The sequence below is a fragment of the Enterococcus sp. E4-223 genome, from assembly GCF_035727065.1.
Lineage (GTDB): Bacteria > Bacillota > Bacilli > Lactobacillales > Enterococcaceae > Enterococcus_B > Enterococcus_B faecium.
The window spans coordinates 136,604-163,558 of sequence record NZ_JAPMLH010000001.1; the positions used below are offsets into that span (position 1 = coordinate 136,604).

Annotated in this window: 22 protein-coding genes and 2 pseudogenes; 8 read left to right on the top strand and 16 right to left on the bottom strand. The window is 37.4% G+C overall.

All coding sequences use genetic code 11. The annotated features are described in order from the left end of the window. Positions 1-60: 60 nt before the first annotated feature. Positions 61-936: a MurR/RpiR family transcriptional regulator gene (locus OS139_RS00730; protein WP_002306736.1), complete on the bottom strand. Its 876-nt coding sequence runs from the start codon at positions 934-936 to the stop codon at positions 61-63. Between the two features lie 206 nt (positions 937-1,142). Between OS139_RS00730 and OS139_RS00735 the strand changes: the two genes are divergently transcribed. The 5 genes from OS139_RS00735 to OS139_RS00755 all read left to right on the top strand — a co-directional run bounded on the left by OS139_RS00735 (position 1,143) and on the right by OS139_RS00755 (position 6,447). Next, positions 1,143-2,174, top strand: coding sequence for a Gfo/Idh/MocA family oxidoreductase (locus OS139_RS00735; RefSeq protein ID WP_002306737.1), 1,032 nt, complete (start codon positions 1,143-1,145; stop codon positions 2,172-2,174). A gap of 88 nt (positions 2,175-2,262) precedes the next feature. Next, positions 2,263-2,568: a hypothetical protein gene (locus OS139_RS00740; protein ID WP_002286049.1), complete on the top strand. Its 306-nt coding sequence runs from the start codon at positions 2,263-2,265 to the stop codon at positions 2,566-2,568. A 178-nt stretch (positions 2,569-2,746) separates the two neighbouring features. After that, the gene (locus OS139_RS00745; protein ID WP_002306739.1) at positions 2,747-4,762 is read left to right on the top strand and encodes a BglG family transcription antiterminator; all 2,016 of its coding nucleotides are present in this window, start codon (positions 2,747-2,749) and stop codon (positions 4,760-4,762) included. 1 nt (position 4,763) lies between these two features. Next, a complete protein-coding gene (locus tag OS139_RS00750) occupies positions 4,764-5,048 on the top strand; it encodes a PTS sugar transporter subunit IIB (RefSeq protein WP_002286047.1) in 285 nt (94 codons plus the stop codon). 25 nt (positions 5,049-5,073) lie between these two features. Next, positions 5,074-6,447, top strand: a complete 1,374-nt coding sequence (locus OS139_RS00755) for a PTS ascorbate transporter subunit IIC (protein ID WP_002306740.1) — start codon at positions 5,074-5,076, stop codon at positions 6,445-6,447. 82 nt (positions 6,448-6,529) lie between these two features. Here the strand turns inward: OS139_RS00755 and OS139_RS00760 are convergent, their stop codons facing one another. Then, positions 6,530-8,545 carry an alpha-L-rhamnosidase-related protein gene (locus OS139_RS00760; RefSeq protein ID WP_002306741.1) on the bottom strand — a complete coding sequence of 672 codons (2,016 nt, stop codon included), beginning with the start codon at positions 8,543-8,545 and terminating at the stop codon, positions 6,530-6,532. A gap of 21 nt (positions 8,546-8,566) precedes the next feature. Beyond that, a pseudogene (locus OS139_RS00765) lies at positions 8,567-9,771 on the bottom strand (MFS transporter). Between the two features lie 219 nt (positions 9,772-9,990). Here OS139_RS00765 and OS139_RS00770 point away from each other — a divergent pair. Both OS139_RS00770 and OS139_RS00775 read left to right on the top strand, forming a co-directional pair. Next, positions 9,991-10,935 (top strand): AraC family transcriptional regulator, encoded by a 945-nt coding sequence (locus tag OS139_RS00770; RefSeq protein WP_002296705.1) that lies wholly within the window; start codon positions 9,991-9,993, stop codon positions 10,933-10,935. 295 nt (positions 10,936-11,230) lie between these two features. Next, positions 11,231-12,175 carry an L-lactate dehydrogenase gene (locus OS139_RS00775; protein WP_002289717.1) on the top strand — a complete coding sequence of 315 codons (945 nt, stop codon included), beginning with the start codon at positions 11,231-11,233 and terminating at the stop codon, positions 12,173-12,175. 659 nt (positions 12,176-12,834) lie between these two features. On the opposite strand, the gene OS139_RS00780 is transcribed toward OS139_RS00775, so the two are convergent. The 11 genes and pseudogenes from OS139_RS00780 to OS139_RS00830 form a co-directional block, all read right to left on the bottom strand. After that, positions 12,835-13,233: a type II toxin-antitoxin system death-on-curing family toxin gene (locus OS139_RS00780; RefSeq protein WP_002331779.1), complete on the bottom strand. Its 399-nt coding sequence runs from the start codon at positions 13,231-13,233 to the stop codon at positions 12,835-12,837. Beyond that, positions 13,230-13,466: an AbrB/MazE/SpoVT family DNA-binding domain-containing protein gene (locus tag OS139_RS00785; protein ID WP_002289715.1), complete on the bottom strand. Its 237-nt coding sequence runs from the start codon at positions 13,464-13,466 to the stop codon at positions 13,230-13,232. Before OS139_RS00785 ends, OS139_RS00780 begins: the two co-directional genes overlap by 4 nt. Before the next feature lie 160 nt (positions 13,467-13,626). Further along, positions 13,627-13,911, bottom strand: coding sequence for a hypothetical protein (locus OS139_RS00790; protein ID WP_181387696.1), 285 nt, complete (start codon positions 13,909-13,911; stop codon positions 13,627-13,629). Positions 13,912-14,080: 169 nt separating this feature from the next. Then, positions 14,081-16,326 (bottom strand): annotated as a pseudogene (gene topB / locus OS139_RS00795) (DNA topoisomerase III). Positions 16,327-16,499: 173 nt separating this feature from the next. Then, positions 16,500-16,910: a VOC family protein gene (locus tag OS139_RS00800; protein ID WP_002299733.1), complete on the bottom strand. Its 411-nt coding sequence runs from the start codon at positions 16,908-16,910 to the stop codon at positions 16,500-16,502. A gap of 116 nt (positions 16,911-17,026) precedes the next feature. After that, positions 17,027-18,190, bottom strand: a complete 1,164-nt coding sequence (locus OS139_RS00805) for an LCP family protein (RefSeq protein WP_002295866.1) — start codon at positions 18,188-18,190, stop codon at positions 17,027-17,029. 177 nt (positions 18,191-18,367) lie between these two features. Continuing rightward, positions 18,368-19,222, bottom strand: coding sequence for a shikimate dehydrogenase (gene aroE, locus OS139_RS00810; RefSeq protein WP_002331782.1), 855 nt, complete (start codon positions 19,220-19,222; stop codon positions 18,368-18,370). 278 nt (positions 19,223-19,500) lie between these two features. Further along, on the bottom strand, positions 19,501-20,271 hold the full coding sequence (locus tag OS139_RS00815; protein WP_002289629.1) for an ABC transporter ATP-binding protein: 771 nt from the start codon (positions 20,269-20,271) through the stop codon (positions 19,501-19,503). 2 nt (positions 20,272-20,273) lie between these two features. Further along, positions 20,274-21,155: an ABC transporter permease gene (locus OS139_RS00820; RefSeq protein ID WP_002289631.1), complete on the bottom strand. Its 882-nt coding sequence runs from the start codon at positions 21,153-21,155 to the stop codon at positions 20,274-20,276. Next, a complete protein-coding gene (gene trpX, locus OS139_RS00825; protein WP_002306750.1) occupies positions 21,152-22,201 on the bottom strand; it encodes a tryptophan ABC transporter substrate-binding protein in 1,050 nt (349 codons plus the stop codon). Before trpX ends, OS139_RS00820 begins: the two co-directional genes overlap by 4 nt. A gap of 449 nt (positions 22,202-22,650) precedes the next feature. Further along, complete coding sequence (locus OS139_RS00830; RefSeq protein WP_002331783.1) at positions 22,651-23,274, bottom strand: hypothetical protein; 624 nt, start codon at positions 23,272-23,274, stop codon at positions 22,651-22,653. A gap of 188 nt (positions 23,275-23,462) precedes the next feature. On the opposite strand from OS139_RS00830, the gene efbA reads away from it, so the two are divergent. Beyond that, positions 23,463-25,169: a fibronectin-binding protein EfbA gene (efbA, locus tag OS139_RS00835; protein WP_002331784.1), complete on the top strand. Its 1,707-nt coding sequence runs from the start codon at positions 23,463-23,465 to the stop codon at positions 25,167-25,169. Positions 25,170-25,326: 157 nt separating this feature from the next. On the opposite strand, the gene OS139_RS00840 is transcribed toward efbA, so the two are convergent. Together OS139_RS00840 and OS139_RS00845 are read right to left on the bottom strand one after the other, a co-directional pair. Then, positions 25,327-26,229 carry a LysR family transcriptional regulator gene (locus OS139_RS00840; RefSeq protein ID WP_002288888.1) on the bottom strand — a complete coding sequence of 301 codons (903 nt, stop codon included), beginning with the start codon at positions 26,227-26,229 and terminating at the stop codon, positions 25,327-25,329. Continuing rightward, a complete protein-coding gene (locus OS139_RS00845; RefSeq protein WP_016627963.1) occupies positions 26,226-26,918 on the bottom strand; it encodes a carbonic anhydrase family protein in 693 nt (230 codons plus the stop codon). The genes OS139_RS00840 and OS139_RS00845 overlap by 4 nt, the downstream gene beginning before the upstream one ends. Between the last annotated feature and the right edge of the window lie 37 nt (positions 26,919-26,955).

Consider the following 26,955-nt stretch of genomic DNA (forward strand, 5'->3'; position numbering starts at 1 on the left):
ATGATATCAAAGAGAGCCTATCAAACACTATCTTTCTTATTACTAAATGAGGATCTTTTCTTAAGTTTTCCGATATTCTTTAAGAAGGCCTTTTTGCATCAATTCTTGTTTATTTTTCAAGTTGCGGATATTCTCTTCAAAATTTTGAGAATATATCACTGAGAATAACGTATTTAATACGTAATCGAAGGCAATTTGAGAGGAGAAAGTCGCTACTTTAGCAAAATCATATTCCTCCTGCGATATAACAAGACACATATCAGCCTGTTTGGCCATTTCTGAATGCTGATTTCCGGTAATCAGCAAGGTAGGGGCCTCTACATGCTTCAAATAGGTCATTATTCGTTCATAATGATGGATGCGACCGCTGTAGCTAATAAAAATGGCGCAATCCTCGCTAGTCAAATTGGCTGCATTCCAAGAAGAATCACTGTATTCTTCGGCCATGATCAAAAACTTATTCAACTTGACCATTTTATTCTGGAATTTCCTTGCCGTGATTTGAGAATCACCTTTTGCAAAAAGAAAGATTCGCTGTGCCTTGTTCAATACTTTACCGATTTGATCTAAATCTTCATGTTCAATCTGCAATTGTGCTTTTTTTATTGACTGGATCGATAAATCCGCCATTTTCTTTGTAATTTGCTGAGTGCTATCTTCACTTGAAAAAGGAAAATTAGGATCAATCGTTTGATTGAACTGAGCAATCAATTGATGAACTTCCCGCCCCAGCTCGAAACGGAATTCTTTAAATCCGCTGAATCCCATTTTTTTGCATAAACGAATGATAGCTGAATGGGAAGTATACGTAGCTTTTGCTAATTCTTCAATCGTCATGTAGACTGCAGCTTCGATATTCCTACGGATGTAATCGGCAATCCGTTTCTCTGTCGTGGTAAACAACTCTTGTTTTGTTAGTTTTTCTTCAATAAGCATGATCTGACCTCCAAATTCTATCTTACTGATAAACACTTGGTTCCGCTACTATCTTTTTGATTTTTATCCTTACTTTGAACATTAATTTCACCAAACCGAATGATAACAAGTGTTCTTCTGAACTTTTTTACCAGAATAGCTATTATAAATACTTTCTGCGCTTTTCTAGGATATACTGAAAACATCAATAAAAGGAGGCACCACTCATGCTTACAATCGCTTATCTTGGCAATGGAAAGAGTACAAATCGCTATCATTTGCCTTTTTCAAGAAAACTTACGAACAAAATCAATATCAAAAAAATTTTTTCCCCATCTGAACCAGTGTGGAAAACATTCGAAGACATCGAATATACTGATCAGCTGTCTGATCTTTGGGATGATCCTGAGATCCAATTAGTTGTCATCACTACACCTAGTCAATTTCATTATGAATATGGAAAAATGGCACTCGAACATGGTAAGAATGTACTAGTAGAGAAACCTTTTGCAGAAACGTCAAAGGAAGCAGAAGAGTTATTTGCATTAGCAAAAGAAAAAGGGCTATTTATCCAATGTTACCAAAACAGACGGTTCGATTCTGACTTCTTGACAGTCCAAAAAGTAATCGAAAGCGGAAAATTAGGAGATATTTTAGAAGTAGAAATGCATTATGATTATTTCAGACCGGAAGTACCAGAAAATACGCATGAATTTTCTACTGCGAACAGCTATTTATATGGACATGCTTGTCATACAGTAGATCAAGTTCTTTCTTATTTCGGCGAACCAGATGATATCAGCTATGATGTACGTCAACTTTTAGGGAAAGGACGAATGAATGATTACTTCGATCTGGATTTTTTCTATGGAAATATGAAAATTTCGATAAAATCCAGTTATTTCCGCATCAAAGAACGTCCAAGTTTCGTCATTTACGGAAAAAAAGGGATGTTCGTGAAACAAACAAAAGATCGACAAGAAGAACATCTGAAAATGTTTTACATGCCTGATCATGAAGACTTTGGTATCGATTTGCCCGAACATTATGGTGTATTGACCTATATAGATGAACAAGGGAGTTATCATGAAGAAAAAGTAATTTCCGAGGTTGGTGATTACAGCCGTGTCTACGAAGGGATTTACGAGACATTAGTTAATGGCGCAGAAAAAGTCATCAAAGATGAAGAAACAATCTTACAAATGAAAATTTTGGAAGAAGGAATCAAAAGCATTCAAGAATCAGAAGGAAAAATATGACATATTTGTAAGAATCGGGTTTGTTTTTTGACGCATAAACTGTCTTATTGTACGATGAAAAAGTATAGAACTACTAGGAGGAACCAACATGACAAATTATGACGGTGAAAAACACAAACGATTAAGAGGTTCAATGGCCCCTAAAACAGAAGAAGAAGTGGCTTTAGCAGGAACTAATTCTGGTGAAACAGAAGACAAAGAAGAATCATTAGCTGGCACAAACTCTGGTGAAACAGAAAATAAAGAAACAGCTTTATCTGGTTCAAATTCTGTAGAAGAGGAAACAAAGCCTAATGAGCCCAATCACTTTGAAAAAGATATCGAAAAAGCGGTTGAAGATGTCAAAGAAAAATTTGAAGAACTGACCTCAAAAAATAAACATGATCATCATTGATCGGACGAAATCAATTCATAAAAGCAGGAGACATTTGTTCACCTGCTTTTTTTCTGTATCCATTCGATAGAAATCGTTCGGTACAGTCGTAAAAAAAATCCAACTGTAAGTTGTACCAAACACCCCTCGATTTAAAAGCGCTACCATACTAGAATATAAGTAGGAGGTGAACAGCGCTGTGAACTACAAAATTAGTTATCTCCTGAAAACACCAAGAGAAATCAGTCTAGAAAAAGCAGCAGAGATCATCGAAGTAAATACAAACGAGGCGGTCAAACAATTAACTCCTTTTGCCGAATATGTGGATGATACCCATATCCGTATAAAGAAATTCCGAGCAATCGACTGGGCAGAAAAATTTTTGGATATTACTCGATTTGAAGCTGTGTATACCGAACAAGAGCGAAGAGATCTTCTTTATTTGATGGTTTATTCGACTGCAACGTCTGTTTCTGTTTTTCATTTTCAAGATTTTCTTCAGGTTTCTAAAGGGACAGTCCTGTCAGATATCAAAAAGATAAGAAATGAATTAGAAGTGGAAGATTGTCAGCTGTCGTATACTAGGAAAACTGGTTTTAGGCTGCTAGGGTCAGAAGCAATATTAAGAAGAGAAGCAAAAAATCGCACTGCTCGTTTGATGCAGTCACTTGCTGGAAGATTTGGGCTCACGTATTTAACCGCAACCCTTTCCATTGATTATTACGCCAAAGTTAGAGATTTGCTAGATAAAACGATTTCACCATCAGATCTTCGATTCGCACCAAATCGAATGGATGAATTAGCTTATTATTTGAGTTTGACAACCATTCGAATTGGAAAAACATCCATGGAACTGGTAAAAGATGCTGAACTGTTGGCTTCTCTTGCAGTCACTGACATTAGTCGACAAGTATTGACTGGCCTTGGCTATTCCGAACATCAAAATTCGGAGATTATATTTTTCTCTCTTTGCTTAGCATCGATCGTTGAAGGAGATGTCCAGGAGCCTGCACTTGATTTTTTGCTGGAATGTTCTTCAGAAGTCATCCATCGCATGGAATTCCTGATGGCCGTAGAATTTGCTTCGTTTCGTGAATTATTGATGAATGTCTTTTATCACTTGGTCCCTGCCTATTTTCGTATTTCCTATTCTTTTTATTTACCTAATGTGATGATCGATCAAATTAAGCATCAATATGCTTCCATCTACGAAATGACAAGAAAAGCATTACTTCCGTTAGAAAGACGAATAGGGAAGAGCATCCCTGAAGAAGAGATTGGTTTTTTCACTATACTATTTGGCGGAGAGATCAGAAAAGCGGACGCAGAAGAAAGAAATAGAAAAATAAGAGCCGTGATCGTCTGTCCAAGTGGCATTAGCTCTTCATTGATCTTAAAAAGTGAACTTCAGCAATTATTCCCGATGATCTTTTTTACAGAGACTAATTCAGCTGACCGCTTACACGAGGTTGACGAAACTTCTTACGATATTATTTTTTCTACTGTACCTCTCACACTTACTGATAAGAAAAAGTCTCTCTATGTTCTGCATCCAATCATGACTGACTTGGAAAAAAATCAGCTGATCAATCAAGTACAAAGAGATTGGCTGATACCAGGATTTTCAATGCCTTCTGCCCAAGAATTGTTGTCGGCGCTACTGCCTTATATCGAATTAAAAGAAGGCGTAGACGAAGAAAAGCTCTATCAGGTATTAAATCGTAAAATGAACAAACTTTTAGAAAAGAAGGAGGATCAACGTCCTATGCTATCTGAATTATTAACAGAAGAAATGATCCAATTATCGGATCAACCAAAAAACTGGCAAGAAGCAATCACATTTGCCGCACAGCCGCTATTATCAGAAAATAAAATAGAAGAAAGTTATATCAAAGCTATGATCGAGCGCGTGGAGCAGTATGGTGCGTTTATCCATATTGGCGACCACATTGCATTACCTCATGCTCGTCCAGAAGATGGCGTAAATGAAGTAGGGATGTCTTTGCTAAAACTTCAACAACCTGTGGATCTGCTTGATGATCCAGCCCATCCCATTAGTTTGTTCATCTGTTTAGCTGCTATCGATAATGAGGCGCATCTTCGGGCGTTGGCTAATTTAACAAAGCTACTTTCTAATAAACAAAATCTTCAAGATTTATTACACGCATCAACAAAAGAAGAAATATTAGCGATCATAAGAAAAGGAGACGAATGATATGAAAATTTTTGCAGTATGTCAAAGTGGATTAGGAACAAGTTTTATGGTAGAGATGAACATCAAACAAGCACTTGCAGATCTTGGAGCAGATGTGGACGAGTTTGAAGTAAGTCATACGGATGTTGGAAGTGTATCTAGCGATATGGCTGATTATTTCTTCATTGAGCATTCTTTGAAAGATACGCTAACTTCTATACCTGATGAAAAGCTCGTACCTTTGCAATCGATCATTGACAGCGAAGAAGTAAAAGAAAAAGTAACGAAGATCTTGTCAAAAGAATAAAAATGATTCAAGGGAGGAACTATCAATGGATAAATTGTTGAATTTGTTTGTGTCAATCGTCAGTCAGCCCTCCATCCTCGTTTCTTTGATTGCACTGCTTGGTCTCGTTCTTCAGAAGAAGAAATTTTCAGAAGTGATCCAAGGAACTATCAAAACATTTGTCGGATTCCTAGTACTGATCGGCGGTGCTGGTTTAATCAGTAATTCACTAACCCCTTTTGCTTCGATGTTCCAAACAGCTCTTCATACTCAAGGAGTAGTTCCTAGCAATGAAGCAGTAGTGGCGATTGCTTTGCAACAATACGGTACACCTACTGCTTTGATCATGTTAGTAGGGATGATCGTGAATATTTTACTTGCTAGGTTCACAAGATATAAATTCATTTTTCTTACAGGTCAAGCAATGCTTTATGTTTCTTGTCTAACAGCAGTCATTTTAGTAAGCGCGGGGTTTACTGCAAATTTGTGGATGATCTTATTAGGCGGGGTCTTCGAAGGAACACTATTAACTATTACGCCTGCTCTTTGTCAACCGTTTATGAAGAACATCACTGGAAACAATCAAGTTGCGTTAGGGCATACCGGAAATATCGGTTATGCTTCTAGTGGATGGATCGGAAAGTTTTTTGGAAACAAAGACCGTTCTACAGAGGACATAAAGATTCCTAAAAGTTTCAGCTTTTTGCGAGATTCTACTGTATCGATCATGCTCTTGATGTCGATCGTATATGTCGCACTTGCTTTGTTAGCTGGTCCTGGATTTGTTGAAAGAGAACTAAGCAATGGAGACAACGCTGTAATCTTTGCACTGATCCAAGCTGGAACATTCACAGCTGGGTTTGTTATCGTCCTTCAAGGGGTTCGAATGGTGTTGGCAGAAATCGTTCCAGCATTCCAAGGGATTGCTAAAAAACTCGTACCCGATTCTAAACCAGCATTAGATGTTCCTATCGTTTTTCCATATGCACCTAATGCTGTATTAATTGGCTTTTTTGTTAGCTTCTTTGTAGGAACACTATCCATGTTTGCTATGATAGGCTTGCAAACTACAGTTATCATTCCTGGGGTAGTAGGACATTTCTTCTGCGGAGCTGCTTCTGGTGTCTTCGGCAACTCGACTGGCGGTAGAAGAGGGGCGGTATTAGGTTCTGCTTTCAATAGCTTATTGATTAGTTGGCTGCCATTATTTATCCTTCCAGTATTAGGAGATCTTAAAATCGCTTCTTCTACATTTGCCGATACTGATTATCTAGTACCAGGACTTGTACTTGGGAAACTAGGAGAATACGGTCAAATGGCCTTGACAGTTGGAATCATCGCTTTCTTTTTACTTGTCGTATTATCTAGCTTTCTTTTTGCCGGAAAAAGAACAAACATTGTTTCTAAAGAACAGAATTAAGCAAACTTCAAAATAAAAATTGCTTGGACAATATCAGAAGAAGATTTAAAGTCTTCTGATATGTCGCAAGCAGGTTTTTGTTTTATGCATTTATTTTTGAATAGCTTGTTAAGACAAGTGGCTGTTTTGCTAGAAGAGGATAACTTTTACCATTCATTTTCACTGTTCCGCCTGTTCTATCAGAAGTAATCACGATCTTATCTTTTGTTTTTTCAAGCGAAATCTTTCCATCTTTGATAGGTAGCGTACAATTCAGTGTTTCAAATGAATCTAGATTAGGTTGTATCATAAATTCTTCATAACCTGGCTTTGTTGGATACAAACCGATAAAATAGCGTCCTAAAAGATAGATTGGGCTTGCTCCCCATGCATGGCATAAGCTTTTTCCATAAGGATCTCCATACATACTGTACTTTTCATTTCCTGTTTGAGTAGGGTCGTATTCTTCCCAGAAAGTTACCGCATCATGAGATAACATCCCTCCCCAATAATCAAGAATCGTTTGGTAGACGATATTCGTCTGTCCGAGTTTGCATAAAGCATCTTGTTCATAGAATTTGAAATATGGAGTAGTAATCTGTGTGATAGTGTCATTCAATAAGACATTCTTTAAGATCGATTGCTGTTGGTCTTTGTTAGCAAAATCGAATAAAACAGCGAAAATATTCGCATGACGCGTCACATTTCTTCTCCCAGATTCATAGCAATCGATAAAAGCGCCAAGTTCTTCATCCCAAAAGTAGTCAAATAGGTTTTGTTTCAATAGTTGATATTTTTCTTGATAGAGATGAGTATGATAATTTTCGTTCTCTCCATATGTTTCAGCTAAGATATCTCCGCAAGTGATCATGGAATGATAGGCTTTCAGTAATAAGACTTGTTCTGCAGCAAGCGTTCCTTCTTTATCCATTTCAGACCAATCAATAAATATCCAATCTTTTGCTCTCCCATAAATAAACCCTAATTCATTCGTTTGCTCCATCAAGTATCTCATTAATGATTGCATCTTAGGGTAGACGATGCGTAAAAATTCATAGTCTTTCGTCATCATATAGTGGTTTTCGATACCAATCAACCACAAGATCGAATAGTCAACGATAGTATTCATATGCTGCTTGATTTCATTTTGTCCTCTTAATGCTAATATCGTTCGTTTATTGATTTCCTCGTCAAAAAAAAGATATTGATTGATCATGAATGATTGATACGCATCTCCAGACCAAATCCAGCGATCTCGTTTGATACCGTCGATAAAAAACAAATCACTACATAACTTGAAGGTTTCTTCTGATACTGACCAGATCTGATTCAGTAAAGAAGAATCGCTTGAAAAAGCAGCTTGTTTCGAAAGAGATAAAAATTCATGAAAAACTTGAAGTTGAACCATTCCAGTAGAAACCTCTGGTATAAACAAATAGCGAAAAGCGCGTTTACGAGCTTTCATTTTTCTTGTCATTCCTATTTGCTTATAGTAGCAATAATCGATATCCATAGCTTCTACATCGGACTCTCCATAACATAGAGTGATAGATTCGATGTGGTCATCCAGAGATATTAGTTCTACACAGCCATTCACTGCTCGCCCAAAATCGAATAAGATTCCTCCGCCAATCTCCGTTTCAGTGACTGGATGGACGTATTCTTTTTGATAATAGATTTGATTTGGGTCTTTTGCGATATCGACATAAAGCGGACTCCAGCCAGCTGGATATTCTTCAATAAAATTACTTGCTGTCCAGCCAATATCTGATTTTACTTCGTCTCCCTCGATAAACATCGCTGGTAGCCCTGATGTATGTCCTACAAAGATACGAATTTTTGCTTTACCAGCTGGACAAGTCAGCCATTTTCCACATGGATGTTTTTGTCCATTAATTTCTACATACCCAACTCCTTGGATCGTCACTTTAAACATGGAAGGTTGATCAAGAAAGTAATATCTCTTAAACTTGACGTTCCGATGGCAATCATCCATGTACCAGTACGCTGGCCAGTCAAAACCTCGTTCTTCCCGTTGGAAATTTTGTAGCAGTCCATGACGGATCTCAAAGTCTCCAGGATACCAAAGCCATCTATCTTTATGTTTTTCATTTGTCATTTTACACGACCTCCATCAAATTTATTTTGTTGTCAATTGTTCTTTTATTTCTTCATCTACTCTTATCACTGTCTTTCTATTCGTCCTGTGTACTACTAGAAGGCTAATAAGCGCGCTAATCAACAGCAAGATACTGCCATTGACGAAAACAGCAAGTGTTTTACTCCCAAGAGAAGCAAAAGAGAGAAAGAGCAAACCATATGGTGCAATGAAAGTACCTAAATTAGCGCCAACCAATAAGATTGAAGTATTGAAACTCTCCGCGTGCTTGGGCGCTTGGATACTTACTTGGTTGAATAAGTAAGGAATGAATAACGAAAAAGAAATTCCTGTTAGGATCGCACCAAACCCAATCACATACAGGTTTATCACAGTGGCAATCAATACAAAGCCGATTCCCATCAGTAGTAAAGAAAGTGTAAGCATATAGCGATGTGCTTTTGTCTGAAGCCAGCCAAAACAAACTCCGGCAGCCATACTTGCCAATTGCATGATTGTTAAGATATTCGCTGCATTAGTTTCGTTTCCTAGATAATAAGTCGTCAGGACTGTGGTTAATTTAATCGATACAGCATTATATACCACGATGACCAGCAAGAGAAAAATACCATAACTAATCATTTTAGGATTCGTTTTGATTACTTGTCTTGTTGGGGCTGTGCCATGTGATTGAAGTTCAGTTGTTTCAGGTGTAGGAACAAACAAAACAAACAAGACAAGAATAGGTAAGCTGATGGCGTAGACTAAAAAGGTATATTGCCAACCGAACTGTACTAGCTGTCCTGCAACAAATGTCATTAAAGCTGCACCAAATCCTTGAAATGCACTTTGAAAACCAATCATAGAGGCTCGTTCATCTCCGTGATAAAAGGCAGCAATCATGCTGACTGCCACAATCCAAAGCCAATACCTAGTCCAGCTCTTGAAGCTAAGACAATACTGTAACTTTGTGAGAAGAGGGGGAGGATACCACAAATCGATGCAATCACTAATCCGATGATCACAGTTTGTTTTTGTCCGATTTTCCTAGCAATAAAACTACTAATCAAAACAAAAATAGTGACCATAAAGGAGGGAGCAGTCGTTAATAATTCAACAGCAGATAAAGAACGCGTGGCATAAGTAGCTGACATACTGGGAATTGCAGACGTGACCGCACCAGCAGAAGTCAGAATAAGAGAGACTGACAGCAGAGAAAATTTCATCATCTTTTTATTCATAAGCATGTTCCTTTCATTTTTGTAAGCGCTTATCAAAAATATAGTATGAAGTGGTTATTCTCTCAATAGCGGAATCACAGGAAGTTCATGTCCCAACCATAGAAAGTCTTTATGAAACCAAAAATAGCTTTGCGTATAATAGCAGTACAGCGTAAACTAATAAGCGAAAGAAACCACTTACAAAAAGGAGGGAGTCAATTGGAACTAGCTGAATTAGACATTTTTTTGCGTAACGAAGAATCAATCGAAACTCTGCAGCGTGAACAAGGAATGAATATCAATGATTTAAACTTAGCTTACCATCTTCAGACACCGCCAAAAATCCACCGAGGGGATCTATTTCAACAGGGAAATATTCATATCAGTAAACACCGTCGATATGCGGAAGTTCCCGAGCATACACATGATTTTGTTGAAATCAATTATATGTATAGCGGTACATGTTTACAAATTATCAATGGAGAAAGGATAGAGATGGAAGAAAGTGACGTGGTGATCATTGATAAAGAAGCTACTCAAAGAATCGAATACACAGGGCAAGAGGATATTTTAATCAACATCTTATTAAAAGAAGAAACCTTATCTACAGAGATATTGAATCATTTGGCAAGCACAAATAATCTACTTTCTTCTTTTTTGATCAATGCATCAAAAGAAAAAGGGGAACATACACAATTCATTCATTTTCGCGGCGGAAAAACAAGTCGTTTGACGCATTTGATTGAAAATATGCTGTTGATTTATTTTGATACATACAGTCATAAGATCCGTTCGTTAAATCTCTATACATCACTATTACTGATCGAATTGACTCATTTATTAGAACAACAAAGCTTTTCATCAGCAGATGGATGCGCAGAAAATGAGATGCTTAGAGTATTAGATTATATCGATAAGCATTTTACTTCTTGTACGTTAAAAGAAACAGCAGCTCATTTTGGCTACAATCCGGTCTATCTTAGTAATAAATTGAAAATGTATTTTGATGCTTCCTTTCAAGAACTGGTTCTAAAGAAAAAATTCGACTTTGCGTTGGAACTGATTCAAGAAACGAGTTTTTCGTTGGAAGAGATCGCTAATCGTATCGGATATAAACAAACGACTTCTTTATTCAAATTATTCAAAAAGTATTCAACATGTACTCCCAATGAATGGAGAAACAAACATTAAGAAGAAAATCTTTCACTAAAGCATATGATGGAAAATTGTTTTAGGTGCGATTGCTGTCTTATTATATCGTTGCAGCGAATTTTTTTGGATTTATTTTCAGTTCTAAACTTTTGGTTGTATTATCAGGGGATATAGGTGTAAACATTTGTCATTTATCTGTTATGCGTATTCAGGAATTCGTTTCCATCAAAAATTATAATAACAACTATTATAATTAACATGTTGATAAAATGAATAAACAAGACTATACTTTTCATGAAAGTAACAAATAGTTATGAAAAGGAGCTGTTTATTCATGAAAAAAACAAGTCGTAAAGTAGTAATCGTCGGTACAGGTTTTGTTGGAACAAGTATCGCTTATGCAATGATCAACCAAGGAATCTCTAATGAATTAGTATTGATCGATGTGAATCAAGAAAAAGCAGAAGGGGAAGCATTGGACCTTTTAGATGGTATGGCTTGGGGCGATGAAAATGTGGCTGTATGGTCAGGTGGCTATGAAGAATGTAAAGATGCTGATATCGTTGTTATCACAGCTGGTATCAACCAAAAACCTGGTCAATCTCGTTTAGATTTAGTTAAAACAAATGCGTCAATCATGCGCCAAATCGTAAAAGAAATCATGGGATCAGGATTCGACGGTATTATCGTTGTTGCTTCAAACCCAGTAGATATTTTGACATATATCGCTTGGAACGAATCTGGTCTGCCAACATCACGTGTTATCGGTACTGGAACAACATTGGATACAACTCGTTTCCGTAAAGAAATCGCATTGAAATTAAAAGTTGACCCACGCAGCGTCCACGGCTATATCTTAGGTGAACATGGTGATTCAGAAGTTGCTGCATGGTCACATACAACTGTCGGTGGTAAACCAGTGTTTGAAATTGTAGAAAAAGACCATCGTATTGCCCAAGATGAATTAGATGTGATTGCTGATAAAGTCCGTAATGCTGCTTATGAGATCATTGATCGTAAAAAAGCAACTTACTATGGTATTGGTATGAGTACTGCACGTATCGTAAAAGCTATCTTGAATAACGAACAAGCTGTATTGCCTGTATCTGCTTATTTAACTGGTGAATACGACGAAAAAGATATCTTTACAGGTGTGCCATCAATCGTTGACGAAAATGGTGTTCGTGAAGTTGTTGAATTATCAATCAACGAAGAAGAAAAAGCAATGTTCAGCAAATCAACAAGTGCTTTAAGAGAAGTATTGAACACTGTATTATAAGAAAGAATGAATATGAACTAAAAATCCTAAAACTGCTTAACAGCTGAAATAGCTGTTAAGCAGTTTTTTATTGATATCTAATAGGTAAGCAAATAAACAGAATGGTTAAAATTAATCGGTCCAAAAATGTATCCGTACATATCAACATATGAAATTTAATCTGTTGATTACAATAAGCGAATCGTTATCAATGTTTATCTGTGGTTAATTAAAAAATCCTTCCGCAACGGCAAATACAATGATTCATATCTAATTCGTTCATATTTGATTAACTGAATAAAGAAACTGGTTTTTATCATTCAATTAAACGACAAAAAAAGTAAGAAAAACTGCAAAATTTTTTTATAATTTTGCATAAGCAGATTTTGATGGAAAAATGACGATTTTTGATAAAAAACCGTTCGAGAGAGGTTTATCATTTTTCGAATCTACTTTGTATAATATATATTATGTAAACTAAAATATATAAAAAACCAGTCCACTAGTTCTAAACCACTATTTCCTACTATCCACTCTTTTGTATTCCTTTTAAATCAATTATTTCAAAATTAATCCATATTTTTATGAAAAAACTTTTTTGTATGATTAACCATACAAAAAAATCAGCATATTCCTTAATGACATACTGATCTAATTGAGAAATAAAGTTTTTAATTCGTTCATTTTATTGCGGTTTGTCGTAAATAATTGGTTATCTTGGGCTTTAGTGAATCGAAATCCAATGAACTAGTGGTAATCATTATGATAAAATCAACAGCTTCTTGACGAGAAAAAGCAACTGGACAATTATTCAATTGAAGAAACAACAACATGGCAACAAGAGCAGTTCGTTTATTGCCATTATGAAAAGGATGTTTTTTAGCTAAATTAATTGCTAAAATTGCCGCTTTTTCATAGACTTCGGGATAGAGTTCTTGATTGAATACTGCTTGTGAAGGCTGTTTGACGGCCATATCTAATGCATTTGCATCTTTTACACCGATCATTTCGCCTGGCGAGTGACGTAAAATAACTTTCGCGTTGATTTTGATAATTTCTTTAGTCGAAAGATACCTCATAAATCAACCAAATCTTTTAACGCGTCTTCATATTGATTCATGATCGAATCAACTAATGAATCAATATCAGGTTCTTCTTGTGCTTTGATCATTCGTACAGAACCATCAGATTGAAAAACATAACTGATTGCGTCACCTGTCTGCACACCCATGAATTCTTTTACTTCTGGTGGGATAGTTGTTACATCGCTATTGCCAGATTTTCTAATTTTATACTTTTTCATTTTTTTCATATTTCGCCACCCTCTATACCATTCTCATTCTATAGTAAGTACATTATATCCAAGTATATACTTTTAATCAATGTATATACTTTTATTTTGCTTTTTCTTACGAAAAAATGACAAAGAAAAAAAGTTTGTGACATGACTTTTGTCACAAACTCTCGTATTCTTAACCAAAATATTGATGAAATACTTGTGTAATAACTGGTAGAAAATAAATAATGACCATAGCCGCTACCACCATCAACAATTGTTTTCGCTGTTTCTTTCGCTTTAGCATGCTTGTCGTTTTATGAAAAAAATAAGTAGCGCTTTTAGCTCCTGCAGTCAAAGTCGATAAAATCAACGTTGGTGAATATGCTGTTTGATTGTGCGTCAATGACAACAACTTCGTCCCGTAATCAGGATACTTTAGAAATGCTTGGTATACAGCCACAATCGTGATTGCTCCCATAAGATAATTTAAAAATGAATGCACTTTTTTCAAATAAAAAAACTCCTTGCTATCTATATAAAATCAGCCTACCCCAACATTTTTGCTTGATTCACTGATATTTTTTAGTTTTATTGGTGTTTATATTCTCACTTTTCGGAATAAATATTCCGCTATTTCACTGTTTCATTTACTCTACTTCGTTTTCATTATTTTTTCTTGATGTTTCTTTGTTTCCATCAACTGCTTTTGTTCCACTGTTTTCGATCCATGGAAAAGAAAAACCGATTGTCATATCTTCTTTTAATACTAAAACTGCATCGAATTTCCCTTTTTTACCAGTAAAACCTTTGACAACTTTACTTGTCTTTCCTTTTGAAAGCAAATCTCTGAGATTCGTTTTAGTCAGCTTCTTTTTAGCTACTGTTGGCCACAATTTGAAGTCGCATTCCGGATTCAAGCATGTAGCGATTTTAGGATAAAGCATGACTATTCCCTTTTTACATTTTGGACATCTTCCTAATTGATCGTTTTTCTTCTCCATCGCTTTTATCTGACGTGTCCCGCTAATCTCATCTGAAAAGTCTACCTTGTCGATTTGATTAGGAACTTCTGCCAATAAATGTAGGATGAATTTTTTGATATTCTCTAAAAAAACAGATGGTGTCCCCTCTTGTTTACCAATTTTTCTCAAGTACCCTTCCCAGCGCGCAGTCATTTCTGCGCTCGTCAGTAATGGTTCATTGGCTACTGCCTTACAAAGAGTGATTCCTTTTGGCGTAACAGTTATTTCGTTTTTATTGACTTCGATGTAATGCTTCTGCTTAAGATTTTCAATGATATTGGCTCGTGTAGCTTCTGTCCCTATTCCTTCTACTTCTTTGAGAATTTCTTGCGCTTCATCATTATCCAGCGTTTTTCCCGCAGTTTTCATTGCTGTGATCAACGTTCCTTCGGTATAAGGTTTTGGAGGTTGTGTTTCTTTCTCCATACTTTTCAGTTCTACTTCTGCTTCTTCATTTTCTACGATAGGAGGAAGAGTCTGAGCTTCTTTCTTTTTTGACTTGATGCGTAAGATTTCCTGCCAACCTTGCTGTAATGGGATCTTTCCGATGCTTTTTAGCTTTAATTGCTGTACGCCCGTCATTACGGTCGTCTCTTCGTAGATATAATCTGCAGCAAACATAGCCACAGTAGTGCGCAAAACTTGCAAATAGATTGCTTGCTGTAATTTGGAAAGCTTCGCAAAGCGTGCAGAAGTCGGAATCGTCTTTGTCGGAATAATTGCATGATGTTCTTGAACTTTTTTCGCATCGACATATCGTTTCTTTGCTTTGATCTCAGTTGTCTGTACTTCTTCTATTCCTAAAAATTTTTTATAATTTTGCAGATGTTTAACCAGATACTGATGCTCATTTTCTGTAATGTAAAAGAAATCCGTTCTTGGATAGCTTAGAAACTTGCTTTCGTACAATTCTTGAGCAGCATCAAGTGTAGCTTTGGCACTTGCTTTCATTAGCTGATTCATCTTTGTCTGCAAACTAGATAGCGAAAATAAACGTGGACTATGCAACCTCTTTTCCTTTTTCGTAACTTCAAGAATCCGTCCGTTTTGCTTACCTAAATGCGCTCCAAGTTTTTCTATTTCCTTCGTTAACTCTTCTTGGGTTTTAAATGCTTTTTTTGGTACGATTTTTCCAGAAAACTGCCCTTTGTTTGTCGTAATTAAACCTTCTCCTTCAAAATACGTTTCTTTTTTGAAGTGTTTGATTTCTTCTTGCAGCTGATAAATCATATAGAGTGTCGGTGTTTGTACACGACCAAGAGAAAAACTGCCATCAATCCCTTTTCGTTGAAGTAGCAAGCTATATAATGGACTTCCATTCATTCCAATCAGCCAATCAGCCAATCAGCCAATCAGCGTTATGCCTTGCTTGCGCTTCTTTATATTTTGGAAAATAGTTCTTCCCAGGTTGAAGATTCTTAAAACCATCATAGATTGCTTCTTTTTTCAAGAGAATTGATCCATAAACGTAAATAGTTCTTTTCCTTAGAAAATGTGTTTGCTTGTCGAATAATCGACCACGCGATGGCTTCACCTTCTCGATCACCATCTGTTGCAATAATGATGGTATCAGCTGACTGTAACTCTCGTTTTACGATCGAAAACTGTGTACGTTTGTCCCTTGGAACTTCGTAACGGAAGGTTTCTGGGAAAATAGGCAAATTTTCTAACGACCATTTTGCCCAACGCTCTTCATAAGCTCCTGGAGCAACCATATCTACCAAATGTCCAAAACCATAAGTGATGGTTACTTCACCAGCAAACAATGGATCGCTGATTTCATAATACCCTTCATATCGCTTTCGCTGTTGGAAGGTTTCGGCATAGGCTTTTGCTTGTGAAGGTTTTTCAGCTAGTATCACCGTCTTCATCTTCTGACCTCCGTTACTTGATTTTTGCGGACTTCTCTATTATGGAACATATTTTCGCATCTGGCAATAAAAAAAAGATACCGTATAGTCGAAATAGGCACAAAAAACATCAAGCAAACAAACGATGTTCCGTTTGCTGCATGATGTTTCCAAAAAATATTCATCTTTAGCTGTCACTCTTGGTTGATCTGCCAGTTGATGCCAAATCGATCAGTTACCATCCCATACAATTGAGCCCACGGAACAGCATCCAGTGGCATCTCAATCTTACCACCCTCAGCTAAGCTTTCAAATAGGCGCTTCGTTTCTTCTTCATTTCTTGTCTGGATGACTAAAGAAACATTATTTCCCACAACTAATTCAGGACCAATTCCTTCTGGCGTATCTGCAAACATAACTAATGTATCATAAATGTTCAGCCGTGCATTCGTGATTAGATTTTTTGCTTCTTCTGGCAAGTTCATTTGTTCTATTCCAGGCATTTCACCGTATGTGGTGATACCTGATGCTTCAGTCTCAAAAACTTTTTCATAAAAAGCGATGGCTTCACGCGACTCATTTTTGAAGTTCAGATAGATATCCAATGTAAACAGCTCCTCTCTTGGTTAAATCTACCATAAGAAAGCGTTTTTTACGAGTGAATCGTTTGATTGATTCATGACAAAAGCCTTGCGCAGCTTCTTCTTGATCTTTTTTATGATCATTTATTCAAAAAATCTGTAATAGCAGATTGATTCATTTGATTATCAATTTCAAGAATACTGCCAGCATAATCACTTTGCCCATAATTCCACGAACCGTCTACTGGCACACTTATTCGATCAATACCACCAGCTCCTCGTGCAATCGAAAAGAGGTTTTTCGTCAAGAACCAAGCAGTGACATCTGTGGATGTATACCCTAAAGCTTTACCAGCTGCATAAGGTGCACGGATCAGATTCAATGGATTCTTCAATTGGCTGAAAATAGCGTTCATTACTTGCTGTTGGCGTCTGACACGGCCAAAGTCTCCTTGTTCATCCATTCGGAAACGTGCGTACTGCAAAAGAACATGTCCATCCATCTTCTGGACCCCTTTTTTAATATCTACACCATCCAGATTCAGATCTTTTTCTGCATCGATCTTCACTCCGTTCATGAATAAGGCATCGATCACTTTTTCAAACGATTTGAAATCGACTTTCGCATAGTATTGACAATCGATTCCAAAATTTTCTACTAAAGTTTGACGCACTAGATCGGCTCCTCCGTATGCATAAGCTGAATTGATCTTATTTTGTCCTACCCCTGGGATCGTAACGAAGCTGTCACGCATAAAAGAAATCAGTTTCGGCTTATGGGAAGGACCATCCAACTGTAAGACCATGATCGTATCGGCTCGCCCGGCATCTTCTCCGCGTGTATCACTTCCAAGGATCAAAATATTATGCGCACCATTCGTCGCTTTTTGCCCATGAAAGGTTTCTGAAGTCGCTGCCTCTAAGCTTGTGTCATGTTCAGCTACATATTTACCAATAAAAAATGAGATACCTGAATAAAGGATCAAAACAAGCAAAATCGATAGAATGATTTTTTTCCACGATCGCTTTCTTCGAGGTTTTAACGGTTTGTTCTTCTTTTGCCGATTGAAAAATTTTTTATTTTTTTGTTGTTCTTCTGCTCTTGGTGCATCTCTGTATATCTGTTGCTCGTATTGGTTCAAATGTTCAAATGAATGCTGCTCTCTTTCATAAATACGGGTAGCATCTTCCTCATTTTCCATACGCGTTCGTTTTCGTTCTCTTCTAGCAAAAATACTCCCCGTATCCCGCTTCAGAGGTTTCGCCTTCTTATGGATGTCCTTATAGCGATCCATCCGACTCATTGTGGTTCCTCCTCGTTTCTTACTGATAAATAAAGGATACGATAACCAATCGACAAAAGCCTATCATTTTTTGATAATTTAATAAAAAATAACGAAATAAATGCTTCGATACATAAAGGATTACTTTTCTTGAGACCGTTTATGCGAGAATAAAAGATCTTTATCTATTATCCTTTTTTAATCAAACAGCTTTTCAATCACATGGATCGGCATCTTTTCCTTTGTCCATAATTCAAACGCGATTGCTCCTTGGTAGATCAACATGCCAAGTCCATTGTATCCTTTTGCTCCTACTTTTTTTGCTTCTTTTAATAAACATGTTTCTCTAGGTGCATAAATCAAATCAAAAACCGCTAGATTCTCATGCATCATGCTTATATCTAAGAGCGGTGACTGATTAATTTTCTTTCCCATCCCGATATCTGTTGCATTGACTAGAAGACAGCTTTCTTTCAAGTCTTTTCTTAATTGATGCGTATCGGCAAAGTCACGAACTTTTATCTTACAAGAAGTTCGATAGCTGAGTTGTTCGAATGTTTCTTTTACTTGAGCGAATGTTTGGTTGTTTCGTTTATAAACTACGATTTCCTCAGCGCCGTCTAACGCTGCTTGAACAGTGACTGCCTTTGCTGCACCTCCAGCTCCCAGTAGAGTCATTTTTTTCTTTTTGATCGAAATCCCAGCTTCTTGCACGGATTGCATGAAGCCCGCACCATCGGTATTATAGCCAATCAAACGACCCTTTTCGTGCACGATCGTATTCACTGCTCCGATCAATTGCGCTTCCTGGCTTACCTCATCCAGATAAGGAATAACCGCTGTTTTATTCGGCATCGAAAGATTTACACCTAACATATCAAAAGTTCGAATACTTTCGACTGCTTGCTTCAAATTCATTGGATTTACTTTAAAAGCTAAATACACCGCATCGATGTTGTTTGCTTCAAAAGCAGTATTGTGCATCAATGGGGATAAACTGTGAGAAGCCGGATCAGCAAAGAGCCCAGCTAATTTGGTTTGTCCAGAAATCATCTTATTCCTCCTTTGTTCTTACTTCAATAAAAAAAGCCACTTAGCGTTTGATACGAAAAAGTACGAAACGTCTAGGTGGCAAAGTAGCAAATTCTTTTCTCATCGTTTACTTGTCAGAGCAAAGAATATTCTATTTAATTGTTAAAATCATTGACTACGTGATCCTACAAAACACCCAAATATGTTTAATTGTTTATTGTTTTAAGTATAGGATGAATCAAAGGAAGATGTCAATGAGTTTTCAAGTCCTTCTACTGAAAGGAATTTTTCTGTCGAAATCAATCCACTACTTCTTCAAAGAACTGCAAAAGGTCGCCCATTGTCAAATGTTGCTTTTCTTTTTCAGAAATATCTTGAACGATTTTCCCTTTTTGGAGTACGATCAGACGATTTCCGTATTTCAAGGCGTCTTCCATTCGATGCGTGATCATGAGACAAGTCAATTTTTGTTCATTGATCCGCTGATTTGTTAATCGCATTAATGCTTTAGCTGTTTTAGGATCTAAAGCTGCAGTATGTTCATCTAATAATAGTAACTCAGGAGCTGTGATCGTCGCCATCAGCAAGCTTAATGCTTGGCGTTGACCACCAGATAATTCACCCGCTGGAGTATCCAAGTGTTGCTCTAGGCCATTACCGACTTCTTGACATAGTCTGAAAAAATCTTCTTTTTGATTTTTCAAGTTACGTAAACGGAATTTCCGTTTTTGACCTCTTTTTTGTGCAAGTAGCAAATTTTCTGCTACTGTCATCCGAGGAGCCGTTCCCATCTTGGGGTCTTGGAAAACTCGAGAAAGGAATCGTGCTCTTTTTTCTTCTGAATCTTTTGTGATCAGCTGATCTTTAAAAGAGATCGATCCTTGACTGAGTTGAAGCGTACCAGCGATCGTATTGAACAGTGTGCTTTTTCCAGCACCATTCCCGCCAAGGACAGTGATGAAGTCCCCTTCTCTGATTGTAAGGTTAATTTCATCCAATAGTACTTTCTCTTCATTCATTCCATTGTTTACGACTTTTCTGCCATTTTTGATTGTCAATATATCAGTCATTACTATGCCTCCTTCTCAAAACCCGTTTTTAAGTTCAGTGCTTTCTTCAATTGCGGGATCATCAGACAAATAGCTAAGATGATAGCGGAGAACAACTTCAGATAAGTCGTGTCAAACCCTAGTTTGATTACTACTAAAATCAATAGCTGATAAATGATACTGCCGACAACAATAGCAATCAATCTTTCTGCTAGCGTCAATTCTTGGAAGATCACTTCACCGATGATGATGGAAGCAAGACCGATGACGATTACGCCAATCCCTTTATTTACATCTGCATATCCGTCGTTCTGGGCAATCAGCGCACCGGATAATGCAATGACACCGTTCGACAAAGTTAAACCTAAAATTTTCATACGATCGGTTTTTATCCCTAACGACCGAGCCATCGTTTCGTTGTCTCCTGTCGCAATATAGCCTTGACCCAAATCTGTATTGAAGAAGAATAGCAGTACAGCAATCAAGATGCCCAAAGAGATGAAGCCAAGAAGGACTGTGTCAAAGTAATCAGGTAACCCAAAGCGATGGAAGCTGTCTTGTAGAATCGGATGATTCAATAAAGAAAGATTTGGTGTTCGCATCACAAACAAAATAACTGAGTTCAATCCTGACATCACTAAAATCCCTGCTAAAATAACCGGTATCTTTCCTTTTGTATAAAGTAACCCCGTAACGAGTCCTGCTATCATGCCAGCACCTACGCCTAATAATGTAGCTACAATCGGCGCTACCCCATGAGTAATAGCTGTCACACAGACAGCAGCACCTAATGGGAAGGACCCTTCTGTCGTCATATCAGGAAAGTCTAAGATCCGATAAGTCATGAAAATCCCTAATCCTAATATTGCCCAAAGCATGCCTTGTGAAATAGCTGATACGATCATTTGTCATCCTCCTTAGATGTTTCTTGCTGCGAGTCATCTGTAATGATTTTGGCTTTTTCCTTCATCGATTCGGGAACAATGATTCCTAAGCGATCAGCTTGAGATTGATTGATCACTGTATCCCCTTGATCAAATGTATAAACAGGCGTCGTTTCCGGTTTTTCTTTTCCACTCGCAAGTTCTGCTGCCATCTTACCGCTTTGAAGTCCTAATTGATATTGATTGATCCCGATTGTTGCTAGTCCACCTTGTTCCACCATTGTATCCACAGATGGAATGACGGGGATATTTGCTTTGTTTGCTTCTTTTACCACTGTTTGCATCGCATTGGCAATGGTATTATCTAATGGAACATAGATAAAATCGACTTGTCGGCTCATCACTTGAACCGTTTGTGCAATCTCATTAGTGGAAGGCACCGCATATTTTACTGATTCTAACCCTTCTTTTTTTGCAGCTTCTTCTGCTTGTGCTACTTGGTATTTTGAATTATCCTCTGAAGAAGCATACAAGATTCCGACTTTTTTTGCATTTGGCAACAAATCAGAAGCAAGCTTGATTTGTGAAGCAACAGGCGGCTGATCAGAAACACCTGTTACATTACCACCAGGTTTCTCTAAAGAAGCGACTAATCCAGCCCCCACAGGATCCGTTACAGCACCTAACACAACTGGGATCGATGAAGTCGTGTTTGCCAATGATTGAGCGGCAGGTGTTGCGATTCCAATCAAGACATCTGGATCAGATTGTACTAGCTGTTGACTCATTGTGGCTAGCTTGCTCTGATCGGCTTGTCCATTTTGAAATTTGATCTCAAGATTTTCTCCTTCTTTTAATCCTTCTTCTTTCAGACCATCTTTGATTCCTCGATAAATCTCATCTAATGCCGGATGGCTCACGTATTGCAATACCCCAACAACTGTTGTTTTTTTTGTCTGGTTCGTCGAAGTACTTTCTTTTTCGCCTGAGGCTTTTCCATAAATAAATGCACCTGCTAAATAAACTAAAATAATTACTACAACTGTTATTAATCGTTTGTTTTTCATTTTTTTCCTCCTGCAAAGTCAATCTTTTTATTTATTATAATCAGGCAAGTATCCAGTCTACAAAAAAAGACAATGGCCAAAGCGGTCATTGTCTTTACACAAAAAACCGCATAGATTCTAATCTATGCGGCAGTCAATGTTCATGTCTAGCATAGATACAAGCTTTAGAAATGCACTCTAAAAAGTTGTATCTATGGGAAAGTCTCACCATTAATACAACTTATCTACGCCAGCTGCGCCAATTTTTTTTGTTTTCTGCTGAAATACGTTTTGATAAGTTCATTACGGGTCACCCTTTCCTTAAGAATTGATTTAAGTCTAATCGAATTTTTTAATTTCGTCAACTATATTTTTTAATTTTTTATTTGTTATTTTGAAGATCAAACATCACTTGTTCTGATAATTAAAAATAGCGCTATATAGACCCACCTTTTCATCGCGCCAATGTCTCAATTAGCAATCTCGGAATTTTGGGAAGTTACTCCCGTTCTATCCAATTCTTCTTCTAATTGTTTGATATTGGCTAACGGAAGTCGATTCAGTTCAGGGATCAACTCCTTATCAAAATCAGTTATTCCTCCCTTACCCGCAGTTATCCGATTTGCTTCTTTTCCTCCATCAAAGAAAATAAATGTCACTTCATCCGTTCGTATGTTATATTTTTGTTCCAGTTCATGTACATCATAAACGATCGGATAATAAAAGATCGGTCGATTCAATTCTTCCATAAGCTCAGGATCATTAAAAACATCAAGCATGTCCTGATAGGTTTTCCCGTTCGGTTTGCTGAACATCACCGATATCGCCCGGCTTTGTCTGATTTTCTGATCAGCTTTGCTGTAATCAAAAGGTTTCAATTTGCTGGTTGGTATGGACGAATAAACGAGACTATTTACTTGCTCTTCTCGGATTTTTTCCGGCAATAAAAACATTGCAACTGTTAACAGCAATGATAAGATGAGCAGAAAAACAAGACGTCGAAAATACTTACTTGGATTTTCTGCGAATGACACTGAGAAATGTTCATTCATTTCTTGTACTCTCGATTTAACTACTTTCCAAATAACAAACACCTTCTTTTCTACTTTTTCTCCTATTTTTTATTATACCTAAAAATTTGGATTTCAACGATAGAAACACTTTTTTTATGTAATTAGTCCAAGATTTTTCTAGACTTTTGCTTTACTATTCGGCCAAATTGGTTTTTCTTCTTTTTTTCGTTATAATGAATATACTTATGAAAAGAAATGAGGAATGAACCATGTCCTTTGATGGTGTATTTACCCACGCGATGGTCAACGAATTGCGTGAAACGTTACTATCTGGCCGGATCTCGAAAATCCATCAGCCTTATGAAAATGAAATCGTGCTGGTGATTCGTTCACGCGGCAAAAACCATCGATTATTATTATCTGCGCACCCAAGTTATGCTCGTGTACAGATTACCCAAATCGATTATCAGAATCCTGATAATCCGCCTAACTTCGTGATGATGCTTCGAAAATATTTGGATGGCGCTATTTTAGAAGACATCGAACAAATCGAAAATGATCGAGTGATCCATTTCCACTTTGCTAAACGAAACGAGTTGGGTGATCTACAAAATATCATATTGATCGCTGAATTAATGGGACGTCATAGTACGATCGTCTTAGTTAATCGAGAAACTGGAAAAATACTGGATGCGATCAAACACATTGGAAGCTCTCAAAACACTTATCGTTCTTTGCTTCCTGGTGTAGAATATGTTGCTCCGCCAAAACAAGAGGTCTTGAACCCATTTAGCTCCGAGAAAGAAAAAATCTTTCAGCGGCTTTCCCAAACTGAACTAGAGCCAAAAGCAATCCAACGTCAGTTTCAGGGAATCGGTTTCGATACCGCTCAAGAGCTGACCAAAAGATTACTGGAACGTCCTAATGAAAAGATGGTTGTATGGGACGAATTTTTCTCAGCCATCAGCCATCAGCCTATTCCTACTTTTTACGAAACGGAAAATAAAGATTTTTTCACACCGATTGCTTATCAGGTATTGTCCGAACAGGCATCTGCTGTAACAGCTTATCCAACACTCAGTCAATTATTAGATAGCTATTATCACGAAAAAGCAGAGAAAGATCGGGCAAAACAACAAGGCGGAGAACTGATTCGAAAAATCGAAAATGAACTAAAACGAAATAAAAATAAATTGAAAAAACGTGAACAAACACTCAAAGAATCCGAAAACGCTGAGAATTACCGTAGAGATGGCGAACTACTTACTACTTTTCTGACACAAGTACCACGCGGCGCAAAAGAAGTTGTTTTACCTAATTATTATGAAGAAGATCGGCCAATCAAAATAGCACTAGATCCGGCATTGACACCAAATCAAAATGCACAGAAATATTTCCATCGTTACCAAAAGCTGAAGAACGCTGTTAAGCTGATTGGCGAACAAATCCAAGAAGCCAAAGATGAAATCCAATATCTTGAATCTGTCTTATCTCAACTTGAAATTTCCGGTCCAATGGATATCGAAGCAATCAAAGAAGAATTGACTTCAGAAGGATACCTGAAAAAGAAGAACTTAAAAAAACAAAAACGTAAGAAACCATCTCAGCCTGATCAATACTTTTCTTCTGATGGAACGCTCATTCTTGTTGGTAAAAACAATCTTCAAAATGACCAGCTGACAATGAAGACAGCTAAAAAAACCGATTATTGGCTTCATGCAAAAAATATACCCGGTTCGCACGTCATCATTAAAAGTGACAAACCTTCAGATGAAACAATTACAGAAGCTGCCGAGTTAGCTGCCTATTTTTCAAAATACCGATATTCTGCCCAAGTGCCGGTTGATCTTGTACAGGTAAAGCATATCCGAAAACCAAATGGCGCCAAGCCTGGTTATGTTATTTATGAAAACCAAAAGACGATTATCGTGACACCAGAAGAAGAAAAAATTACAGCTATGAAACAAAACCGATAATCAATGAGTGTTTCTAGAATCATATTTGCGTACTTCCCCACAACAGCAATTAGTTATAAATTGTTTGCTACAAAAAGAGGAGTTGTGACAAAATTCTGTCACAACCCCTCTTTTTTGATTAACGGTGTTCAACAAACAGCGTTCTCATCTGCTTTTCTTAGCTCTGCTGGTCCAGTAACCGAGTAAGCTCTTTGATAAATCTTTGAGCGATTTCACTGAGCGGACGTTTCGCCGAATAAATGATATAAAATTCATTTAGTTCGCCTTCTGCCAAAGGGATTAACCGCAAATGCTCGCGAATCCCTCCAATCACAATACCAGATCCTGAAGCGTAAGCATCAGTTTCAAGAACGATATTCATCAAAGTACCTCGATCACTCGTATAAATCACTGTTTCTTGATCAGGGATCTCGATAAGGTCTTCATAAAAATACGGGAAATTATTTCCATCCTGTGTAAAACGAACTTGAGGATAAGATAACAATTCTTCTTTGGTGATCTCTGCGTGTTCAGCTAATGGATGTCCTTGCCTTAAAAAAATATGCGTTTTGAATTTTCCAATGCTGCGGCCACTTAGTTCTCCTTGTTGTAAATATCTTCTGATACCAGCTTGATTATGCTCATTCATATAAATAATGCCGATCTCACTGTGCTGCTCTTTGACTTCTTCGATCACTCTCGCTGTTGTCGTCTCCATGATCCGGAATTGTTTGATCTCGTCTTTAAATTCCTCGAGTAGCTGTGCGGTCAAAGGACCTAAGAAATCATAATGCTGGGCAGCAATCGAAAAATTGTCTCTCTTTTCACTCGTTAGATAGTGAGTTTCTAATGTATCAAGCTGGACCAATATTTTCTCGGCACGATTTAAGAAGTCTTGCCCTTCTTCTGTTAAATATGCCCCTCGATTCGTTCGAGTAAACAGCGTGATCCCTAACTCGGTTTCTAATTCTTTGATACCAGCTGAAAGACTTGGCTGGGAGACAAACATTTTCTTTGCCGCTTCTCTGAAACTACCATTGTTTGCTACAGCGACCACGTATTTCATCTGCTGAATATTCATTGCTCAAACTCCTCGAAATAATAAATTTCTCTTCCATTCAAGGGCTGGATTGGTCGGTTGTTCGGTCGAGCATACTGACCATCGAAGGGGAGAAGAAACTCTTGGTTCAGTTTTCCTACATGATCCATTACAAACCATTGGATTGGCCCGCTGGTAGGCGGAGTTGTCAATGAGCCAATATAATGGAAATGGCTTTTTTGCTCCGGAAAGAACACATCCGGATTTACCCAATGCTCATGTTTTTCTAAGTTCCAACTTTCCCCATTTTCTTGATTATACATCCAACCTTCCTGTTCCATTAGCTGGTACATGACACCCACGACTAGATTCTCTTTTTTGCTGTTCATATGAACAAAATGAAATTCAATATCTTCCTGTTTTCCGTTGATGATATGTTCAGAAGGTAAGTGGAAATGAATATCTGTCAAATAATAGCGTTCTTTCTTGAACTCTACATAACTGAGTTGGTCAAAAGGTACTAAATGAATCGTGTTTTTGAATTCCTTGTCAGTAAACCGTTGCTTTTGATAATGAAAGGAAAGCGTGTCTCCTTCTATTTTGGTTTCTTCCCCCTTGGTCAAATGAATAGGCGACTGCAATGGAAATTCCGCACCTCTCGCAAACCAATCACATAAACTCGCCCAATTTTCCGGACCTTTGTCTCCAGAATAGCCCCATTCGACATCCATATTCTTTTTCAACTATACTTCCCCCTGCATCTCATAT

Bases quoted from the DNA above. Each gene is read 5' to 3' on its own strand.
- OS139_RS00820 (WP_002289631.1), bottom strand. From the start codon at position 21,155: ATGATCGTATCAGCTATTTCACAAGGCATGCTTTGGGCAATATTAGGA.
- OS139_RS00735 (WP_002306737.1), top strand. From the start codon at position 1,143: ATGCTTACAATCGCTTATCTTGGCAATGGAAAGAGTACAAATCGCTAT.
- OS139_RS00750 (WP_002286047.1), top strand. From the start codon at position 4,764: ATGAAAATTTTTGCAGTATGTCAAAGTGGATTAGGAACAAGTTTTATG.
- OS139_RS00760 (WP_002306741.1), bottom strand. From the start codon at position 8,545: ATGACAAATGAAAAACATAAAGATAGATGGCTTTGGTATCCTGGAGAC.
- OS139_RS00815 (WP_002289629.1), bottom strand. From the start codon at position 20,271: ATGACTGATATATTGACAATCAAAAATGGCAGAAAAGTCGTAAACAAT.
- efbA (WP_002331784.1), top strand. From the start codon at position 23,463: ATGTCCTTTGATGGTGTATTTACCCACGCGATGGTCAACGAATTGCGT.
- OS139_RS00775 (WP_002289717.1), top strand. From the start codon at position 11,231: ATGAAAAAAACAAGTCGTAAAGTAGTAATCGTCGGTACAGGTTTTGTT.
- OS139_RS00780 (WP_002331779.1), bottom strand. From the start codon at position 13,233: ATGAGGTATCTTTCGACTAAAGAAATTATCAAAATCAACGCGAAAGTT.
- aroE (WP_002331782.1), bottom strand. From the start codon at position 19,222: ATGATTTCTGGACAAACCAAATTAGCTGGGCTCTTTGCTGATCCGGCT.
- OS139_RS00755 (WP_002306740.1), top strand. From the start codon at position 5,074: ATGGATAAATTGTTGAATTTGTTTGTGTCAATCGTCAGTCAGCCCTCC.
- trpX (WP_002306750.1), bottom strand. From the start codon at position 22,201: ATGAAAAACAAACGATTAATAACAGTTGTAGTAATTATTTTAGTTTAT.
- OS139_RS00805 (WP_002295866.1), bottom strand. From the start codon at position 18,190: ATGAGTCGGATGGATCGCTATAAGGACATCCATAAGAAGGCGAAACCT.
- OS139_RS00790 (WP_181387696.1), bottom strand. From the start codon at position 13,911: ATGGGAGCAATCACGATTGTGGCTGTATACCAAGCATTTCTAAAGTAT.
- OS139_RS00840 (WP_002288888.1), bottom strand. From the start codon at position 26,229: ATGAATATTCAGCAGATGAAATACGTGGTCGCTGTAGCAAACAATGGT.
- OS139_RS00845 (WP_016627963.1), bottom strand. From the start codon at position 26,918: ATGGATGTCGAATGGGGCTATTCTGGAGACAAAGGTCCGGAAAATTGG.
- OS139_RS00740 (WP_002286049.1), top strand. From the start codon at position 2,263: ATGACAAATTATGACGGTGAAAAACACAAACGATTAAGAGGTTCAATG.
- OS139_RS00785 (WP_002289715.1), bottom strand. From the start codon at position 13,466: ATGAAAAAAATGAAAAAGTATAAAATTAGAAAATCTGGCAATAGCGAT.
- OS139_RS00730 (WP_002306736.1), bottom strand. From the start codon at position 936: ATGCTTATTGAAGAAAAACTAACAAAACAAGAGTTGTTTACCACGACA.